We start from the raw sequence: 1,742 nt of genomic DNA, 5'->3' as shown, positions 1-1,742 counted from the left end.
TGTTTCGACATGCTTAGTACTCCTAACTAAAAAGTAGTAACTTATTAAGTTTAGTTATCAAAGTTAGGATGGTCAACACGTCGCCGTGGTTAATTCATGAAAAGACGATAGAGTTTGAAAGGTAAGTCGTCCGGATTTATGACTTGATATCCTTTGACATAGCTACCTTTAGTATCAAGTTTCAGCAATTGACCGTCGTCTAAATCATCATTAGAGTGTACATCAATCTCGTGCCAGTGACCCTGACGGTCGTAAGCATCAGCGTAAAAAGTGTAGCTGCCGTCGTTTTCTTTGTTCGCATCATCATAATCGACTTGGATGAATTTAGGATCACGTTTGGCTAACAAATTGTATCGGTTGAAAGATTGCGCAAATTCTGTATTTTTATCTTTCAAGTAGGAGCCGGCCATATAATAGCCTAATCCGAGGACAACTAATCCCATAAATAAAACGTTAATAAATTTTTTCATAATTTTTCTCCAGATTGTATAAAAAAAGAGCCTTATCGGCCCCAGATTATAGATTTAATTTAGTATAAACATCGCTAGGCATATCTTTTTTAAAGACTTCTTTGTATGAATAAACATAGCTACCTTTAGTATCAAGTCTTAGGTAGTGACCTTGTTTCAACTTACCCATGCCCATGAATTTTATAGGATGCTCATGACCGTTGTCATCGTAACTCTTAAGATCGTATGTGTAATTGCCATAGCCGTCCTCGTCTTTGGCATTACGATTATCAATTTTGACATATTTGGGCTCACGTTTGACCAAAACATTCATAGCGTTAAATGACTGTGCAGCCTGACTAGTATTATCCTTGGCATAGGCACAAACACCTAAGTAGCCCATTCCTAAAATTACAACGCCCAACAAAAAAACTCTTAAAAAACTTCTCATTTGAATTACCTCCTGAAAAGTATATTAAGAGTTTTTGCTTTTTTTATACATTTGATTTACTTACATTACTCTTACAGATTTGTAAGCTGTTTTACCACCAATCAAAATTAAGTGTGTAGTCTACAATTCTGTTGAATAAGTCTGCTATAAGTTTCATCATAGTTCAACGCCTCCAACATCTATAAACTTTATTTCTACCTATATTATAGTTCTTGGTGAAAGCGTTATCAACGATTATTAACCCCAAACCTCATCTTGAATAGATTTAACTAGTTTTAGTTTGTCCCATTCTTGTTGTTCGGTCAAAACGTTACCTTCTTCAGTAGAGGCGAAACCACATTGGGTTGATAACCAAAGGCGATCCAAAGGAAGATATTGACTAGCTTCTTTGATACGGTCGATGACTTCTTGACGATCTTCAAGTTCACCAGATTTAGAAGTTACTAGACCTAAAACAACTTTTTTATCGCCAGATACCTTGGCTAATGGTTCAAAACCGCCAGCACGCTTAGAATCATATTCTAGGAAGTAAGTATCGACATTTTCTTTGGCAAAAAGTGTAGCAGCAACTGGACCGTAACCACCAGAGAAAGCAAAGTCTGAATGGTAATTACCACGGCAAACATGAGTGTTGATAGTTAGATCTTCTGGCAAATTTTCGCTGGCTTTGTTATTAAGGTCCAACAAGATATCTTGAATTCCTGATTCGGCATAAGCTTTACCGTCTGGAGTAGCCAAGAAATTATCATCTAAGAATAATCCCCATGAACAGTCATCTAATTGAATTACTCTTGCGCCTTCATTGTAGAAAGCAATGATAATATCGTGATAAGCTTTTTCAA

3 protein-coding genes are annotated in these 1,742 nt (G+C 36.3%); all 3 read right to left on the bottom strand.

What is annotated here, in order from left to right:
• Positions 1-89: 89 nt before the first annotated feature.
• Positions 90-470 carry a DUF1093 domain-containing protein gene (locus tag FHL06_RS12680; RefSeq protein ID WP_153386945.1) on the bottom strand — a complete coding sequence of 127 codons (381 nt, stop codon included), beginning with the start codon at positions 468-470 and terminating at the stop codon, positions 90-92.
• A gap of 46 nt (positions 471-516) precedes the next feature.
• Positions 517-900, bottom strand: a complete 384-nt coding sequence (locus FHL06_RS12675; RefSeq protein ID WP_153386943.1) for a YxeA family protein — start codon at positions 898-900, stop codon at positions 517-519.
• Between the two features lie 237 nt (positions 901-1,137).
• On the bottom strand, positions 1,138-1,742 hold a 605-nt coding region (locus FHL06_RS12670), incomplete at its 5' end, for a uroporphyrinogen decarboxylase/cobalamine-independent methonine synthase family protein (protein ID WP_475392984.1).

Source organism: Companilactobacillus halodurans (assembly GCF_009600985.1).
GTDB classification, from domain to species: domain Bacteria; phylum Bacillota; class Bacilli; order Lactobacillales; family Lactobacillaceae; genus Companilactobacillus; species Companilactobacillus halodurans.
Note: the sequence above shows the minus strand (reverse complement) of the source record. Positions and strands in the feature narration are given on the sequence as shown.

What these genes read in the sequence shown, in the direction of transcription:
- FHL06_RS12680 (WP_153386945.1), bottom strand. Translation starts at nt 470, where the DNA reads ATGAAAAAATTTATTAACGTTTTATTTATGGGATTAGTTGTCCTCGGA.
- FHL06_RS12675 (WP_153386943.1), bottom strand. Translation starts at nt 900, where the DNA reads ATGAGAAGTTTTTTAAGAGTTTTTTTGTTGGGCGTTGTAATTTTAGGA.